This window comes from Nonomuraea sp. KM90, from assembly GCF_052246675.1.
In the GTDB taxonomy this organism is placed as follows: domain Bacteria; phylum Actinomycetota; class Actinomycetes; order Streptosporangiales; family Streptosporangiaceae; genus Nonomuraea.
Map to the genome: position 1 here is coordinate 1 of NZ_JBQQCB010000263.1, position 5,666 is coordinate 5,666.

Sequence of the window (5,666 nt, forward strand, 5' to 3'; positions counted from 1 at the left end):
GCATCGCCACCCGCTACGACAAGACCCCTGAGAGCTACATCGCCGGCCTCCACCTTCGTGGCGCGATGATTTGGATCAAAGACCTCACACGACCCACCCCTTGATCACAACCCAATACGCGCCCTAGTCGGGCTGGTCGGGAAGGGCCGCCGAGCGGGCCAGTTCGGACAGGTCGTTGAAGAACTCCTCGGCCGGCATGCGCTTGCCTGCCTTCCCTACGGGTGAGGGCTCCAGCGGCACCATCAGGTCGGTGTCGGGCGCGTGCAGCCATAGCGCCATCATGTAGAGGGCGGGGATGCGCAGCAGGCGCAGTTCGAAGCCCTTGGCTTCGAGTTCGGGGAGCTTGCGGAGGATCTTGACGGCTTTGTCGGTGGCGGCCACGAACGGCCCCTCGGCGAACTGGGACACCTCCTGGGTGCCGTCCGGGCCCGGCGCGGTCTCGGCGGTGGCGATGGGCTGTCCGCCTTCGACGATCAGGTAGCGCCATCCCACCGGCTGCGCCCGGTCCAGGCCGCCGCCCGCGGTGATGTCGTTCAGTCCCAGCGTGTAGACCTCGTGCGGGGTGGACACGTCGAGCTGGTCTTTGCGGGCGCCGCGCAGCGCCTTGGTGGTGAACTGGGCGTCGTCGGCGAACGCGTGGAGCTTCGATTTGACTCTCGCGGGCACGTCGGGTGACGGGTCGGACAGGTGCACTGGCATGGCGTTCTCCTCAGCCCTGAGTCTTGTATGAGACGTTCCAGGTCCCGCTGCCCTGATAGCTCTCGCGGAAGGTGGTGTAGGACACGTTCCGGGGTCCGTCCCACGGATCGGCCACGCTGACCCACTCGATCCCGTCGGCGTCGAGGAAGCGGCCTGTCACCACCACGATGTGGCCTCCGCCGCCCGACCAGGCGATGTTCGCCATGACCGGCGCGGATTTCGCCATTTCGGCGCTGACCTGCGCGGGCGTCAGGCCGGCGTTCAGACGTTCGTTCCAGTGCTTGATCCGCTGCAGCGCCGTGTCCGGCCACCGTCCCTGGTTGCAGGGTGATACCGCGCCTTCGCCCACGCAGCAGTCGTCCCGGTCCAGCTCGGCGTCGGCCAGCGAACACTGGGTCCAGTCGGTGGCGGGGTTGTAGAACTTCGCGATGGCGACCGAGGACGCCGACCAGCACCACATGGTCTGGCTCTGGTGCTGCCACTCGAAGTTGAGGCGCTGGTCGACCGCGTCGATCACGGCGACCGCGGTCACCGGGCTGCTGTTGGGGACCGGTTTCCAAGGCCCGGTCAGGCCGGAGCGCGAGAACAGGGTGTGCAGGTTCGGCTCAATGGCCACGCCGAGGATGGTCCCGTCGGGCAACGCGGTCACCGCCGTGACGCTGCCGCTGCCGGGAACGAGGACCCAGCCCGCGGTCAGGCTCGCTCGCGTGTACAGCTGTTTGTCGGTGCCCGCGCCGACGATGGTCCCGTCGGGCAGCACGGTCACCGCCGTCACGCTGCCGCTGTTGGCGACCTTGACCCAGCCCGCGGTCAGGCTCGCTCGCGTGTGCAGTTGCATGTCGGTGCCCACGCCGAGGATGGTCCCATCGCGCAGCACGGCGACACCCATCACCAGGCCGCTGTTGGGGATCTTGACCCAAGCCGCATTCAGGCCGGCTCGCGTCATGAGCATGTTGTCGGTGCCCACCCCCAAGATGGTCCCGTCGCGCAGTGTGGTGATTGCCTTCACGGTGCCGCTGCCTGGCACCGTTACCCAGGGCGCGGTCAGACCCGCTCGTGTCATGAGCAGGCCGTCCGTGCTGACGCCCAGGAGGGTCGTCTCCTTCAGTGCCGTGGCCGTGCTCACCAGGCCGCTGTTGGGCACCTGGACCCAAGCCGCATTCAGGCCGGCTCGCGTCATGAGCAGGTTGTCCATCCCCACGCCGACGAGGGTCCCGTCGGCTTGCGCGGTCACCGACTTCACCGTGCCGCTGCCCGCCACCTGTGTCCAGGCCGCGGTGAGGCCGGCTCGCGACCAGAGTTTGTTGTCGGTGCCGACACCCACGATGGTCCCGTCAGGCAGCACGGTCACCGACGTGACGCTGCCGCTGTTGGGAATGCGGACCCAGCTTGCGGTCAGGCTCGCTCGCGTGTACAGATTCTGGTCGGTGCCCACGCCGAGGAGCCTGCCATCGAGCAGCACCGCCACCGCGATCATGGGGCCGCTGTTGGGGACGACGACCCAGCCGGCGCTCAGGCCGGCGCGCGTGTAGAGCTGTTTGTCGGTACCCACACCGACGAGGAGTCCGTTCTTCAGCTGGCTGACCGCGGTCACCGGTCCGCCGTTGGGCACCGGGACCCAGCCCGTGTTCAGCCCGGCCCGGAAGTGGAGATTGTTGTCCGTACCGATGGCGAGGAAACTGCCGTTACTCATGGTTCGGCGCTCCTATCGACGTTCCCGACGGTGACCGCTGCGATGTGACAGTCACCTTGCTCGCACGTAAATGAATCCATGGCACAACGCAAAGGACAACCGACTGCACAGTTCGGTTCCGAGGGCCGCTTGAAAAGGGGCCGTCCTGGGCCAAGTGGCCGTGCTGGTGGCCTGCTTGAAGCTACATTCAAAGTCGAGAATCGGCAATGATTACAGTATTTACGGACCAACATTGCCGAGAGTTCCCCAACGGCCATAAGGTGGGTTTGAGCTGCCTGAATCCGGCCCAGAATATTTTGTGGGTCACCGTCGGCACGGCCGCTGTCAGCGTAAACGCCTTTTTATTCGATCGCGCCTCCTGGAAAGTCGGCCGTAAAACTGTCCAGGATCGACTTCTTCAAATAATTCGAGGGGGTGAGCTGTTAACGCGTCTGTCACCAGCCGCCATTTGGGTCGTGACGTGCGCAGTCATGCGTACGGCGGCGGGGTCCGGCACCTCGGTGACCTTGGCGATGGCTTCGGGGCCGGGTTCGACGTAGCGCATGGCGGTGCGGGTTTGCTGCGCGCCTCGTTCCGGTACGCCGCCCCGAGTCGGTCAACGCCCGGATCCGGCGGGCGGTCAAGGCCCGCGGCCACTTCCCAACGAGTAGGCCGCGCTCAAGTGCGTCCACATGGCGATCATGAGCCTGGACCCGACCGGCAATGGCCGCAAACGCTGGATCACCCGCTGGAAAGCCGCCCTCAACGCCTCCGCCATCACCTTCGAAGGCCGCCTGACTCCGAAGATCCCTGCGCGGGTGTTGTGCTTCAGCCGGCGTGGTGCCGGTAACTGCCGGGCGGTGACCCGTACTGGCGTTTGAATGCATGGGTGAAGGTGTACTGCGAGCTGTAGCCGACCTGCTGGGCGATCGTGTTGACGGGGGCGTCGGAGGCGCGCAGGAGCCGGGCGGCGGTGGTCATCCGCCACCATGTCAGGTAGGTGAGCGGTGGCTGGCCGACCAGATGGGTGAACCGCCGGGCGAAGGCGGCGCGGGACAGGCGTGCCTGCGCGCCCAACTCCTCGACGGTCCATGGCCGGCTGGGGTCTGCGTGGATGGCGCGGAGTGCGGCGGCGACGGCGGGGTCGTGCAGGGCCGCGGCCCAGCCGGTGGCGGAGTGGCCGGAGACGCGCTGTTCTTCGAACCACGCGCGCAGGATGTAGAGCAGCAGAAGATCCAGCAGGGTGAGCAGGATGGTGTCGGAGCCCGGGCGGGCGTCGCTGTCCAGCTCCACACCGAGGAGTTCGACCGCGGCGCGGAGTTCCCTGTGGCGCCCTACCCGCGTCGGTAGGTGGATGACCTCGGGCAGGTCGTTCAGAAGCGGATGCGGCGCGGATCTGTCCAGGAGGTAGGCACCGCAGAGCATGACCACCGTCGGCGGCCGGTCGGCTGGCGTCTCGTCGTCGCGGCCGTCATGGACTCCGGTGAGCGTCGTGGGCGGCTCGCTCACCGGGGTGGAGGGGTCGTCGGCCAGACCGTGTGCGGATCCGCGCGGCAGGAACGCCACGTCGCCCGGCCCGAGCGCGATCGGCTCACCCTGCGAGGGGAGAAGCCAGCACGTTCCCTGGAGAACGATGTGGAACCCGGCGGATGGCACCGGCGGGAACCGCTCGGCGAAGGGAGCGGACTTGGTCACCCGGCCCGAGTGGGGGCGACCGGTACGCGCCGCACTCACCACATCAGACAGAACATCCACGCAGCCAGTGTAACCAACGACGACCTCGGTGAAGACGATGACGCAAACTCTAGAGCGGATCACGCATTCGATCGTCTTGTGTCGGCGCCTTACTGTGCTGGTGGGCTGAGCAACCGCGCAGCTCCCATCGTGAGGAGATGACATGAAGATCGCCGTTTATGGCGCGAGTGGATACCAGGGAAAGCTCGTGCTCGCCGAACTGGCGCGACGCGACGTCGAGACGGTCCTGGCCGGACGTGATCTCGCGCGCCTGGAGGAGGCCGCCTCGGCGGTCGGCCTCCTCGACGCGGAACGACGCGTGGCCGGCACCGGCGACCATGGGGCGCTGGTGCGCGCGTTCCGCGGCTGCGACGGCGTCATCAACTGCGCCGGACCCTTCACCTCGTCAGGTGAGGCCGTGGTCCGCGCCGCGATCGCCGCCGGCTGCCACTACGTCGACACCTCAGGCGAGCAGCTCTACATCAAGAAGATCTTCGACACCTTCACCACGGAGGCGGAGAACGCCGGGGTCACCGTCGTACCCGCCGCCAACGACGGCTGCGTCCCGGTAGACCTCCTGGCCCACATCCTGGCCGGCCGCCTTGAACCGGTCGAAGAGATCATCACCACCCACGCGATCGTCGGGGGCGGCGGCATGTCGCGCGGCTCGCTGCGCTCGCTGGTCGAAACGATCGACGCCATCAAGGCGGGAGGCATGGCCTACGACGACGGCGACTGGCGCCCCGGCATGCCCGCCCGCCACACCGCGATCAGGCTGCCCGGACAATCGGAGGCGACCCCGGTGATGGCCTTCCCTGTGCCGGAGGTGGTGACCATTCCCCGTCACATCCGCGTCCGGCATGTCGAGGGCCTGACCGAGGCGGCCTTGGGCGACCGGCTGAACACCCCGCTCACACCGGAGATCATCGAAAGCCTGCCCGAAGGACCCGATGAGGGCAGCCGCCGCACCCAGCACTTCACCTACGTGGTCGACGCCACCGGTACCGACGGCCGCCGCGCCCGCGGCATCGTCCAGGGCCCCGACACCTACGGCACGACCGCGGTGATCGCCGTCGAAGGCGCCCGCCGTCTCATCGCCGACCCCGCCAAGCCGGGAGTACTCGCACCCGCCCAGGCCTACCACCCGACCGCCTTCCTCGACTTTCTCATCCCGCATGGGATCCAGTGGATCATCGAGGACGCGCCGGCAACCTGACGACGAGCCTTGCTCGTTAACGGCAGGCGCCATCAGCAGCGCCCGCCGACAAAGGCCCTACGGCTGACAACCATGGAGATATTCCTTCTCAAGAGTGCATGGACGGGAGGCCGCATGACGCTGTTGCCGCCGAGACCCCGGCACCGGGCGCCACGTCGATGCCGTTGATCGGTTCGCGGGGTCCAGGGGCTCGTGAACGCAGGTCGCGGTGGATGGACGCCTCCGGTCATCGGCTGGGGCAGAGCACGGTCGCGGTGGCCTTGTTCATGGCGTCATTGACGGGTATGGCCTGCTGGTTGTCGATCTCAGCGTGGTGGATACGGCGAACTGGCGGCGGCCGTCGGA

4 protein-coding genes and 1 pseudogene are annotated in these 5,666 nt (G+C 67.5%); 2 read left to right on the forward strand and 3 right to left on the reverse strand.

Annotated elements, in window-relative coordinates:
- Nucleotides 1-123: 123 nt before the first annotated feature.
- Entirely contained in the window at nucleotides 124-699 is a 576-nt protein-coding gene (locus ACTWPW_RS62710; RefSeq protein ID WP_443174801.1) for a hypothetical protein, read from the reverse strand.
- A 10-nt stretch (nucleotides 700-709) separates the two neighbouring features.
- Nucleotides 710-2,392: a tectonin domain-containing protein gene (locus ACTWPW_RS62715; RefSeq protein ID WP_375114179.1), complete on the reverse strand. Its 1,683-nt coding sequence runs from the start codon at nucleotides 2,390-2,392 to the stop codon at nucleotides 710-712.
- Between the two features lie 588 nt (nucleotides 2,393-2,980).
- On the opposite strand from ACTWPW_RS62715, the pseudogene ACTWPW_RS62720 reads away from it, so the two are divergent.
- Nucleotides 2,981-3,165: pseudogene (locus tag ACTWPW_RS62720) on the forward strand (transposase); the annotation flags it as partial.
- Between the two features lie 34 nt (nucleotides 3,166-3,199).
- Here the strand turns inward: ACTWPW_RS62720 and ACTWPW_RS62725 are convergent.
- Nucleotides 3,200-4,126 (reverse strand): AraC family transcriptional regulator, encoded by a 927-nt coding sequence (locus ACTWPW_RS62725; RefSeq protein ID WP_443174802.1) that lies wholly within the window; start codon nucleotides 4,124-4,126, stop codon nucleotides 3,200-3,202.
- Nucleotides 4,127-4,268: 142 nt separating this feature from the next.
- Here ACTWPW_RS62725 and ACTWPW_RS62730 point away from each other — a divergent pair, with 142 nt between their 5' ends.
- Nucleotides 4,269-5,321, forward strand: coding sequence for a saccharopine dehydrogenase family protein (locus ACTWPW_RS62730; protein ID WP_443174803.1), 1,053 nt, complete (start codon nucleotides 4,269-4,271; stop codon nucleotides 5,319-5,321).
- Nucleotides 5,322-5,666 lie beyond the last annotated feature (345 nt).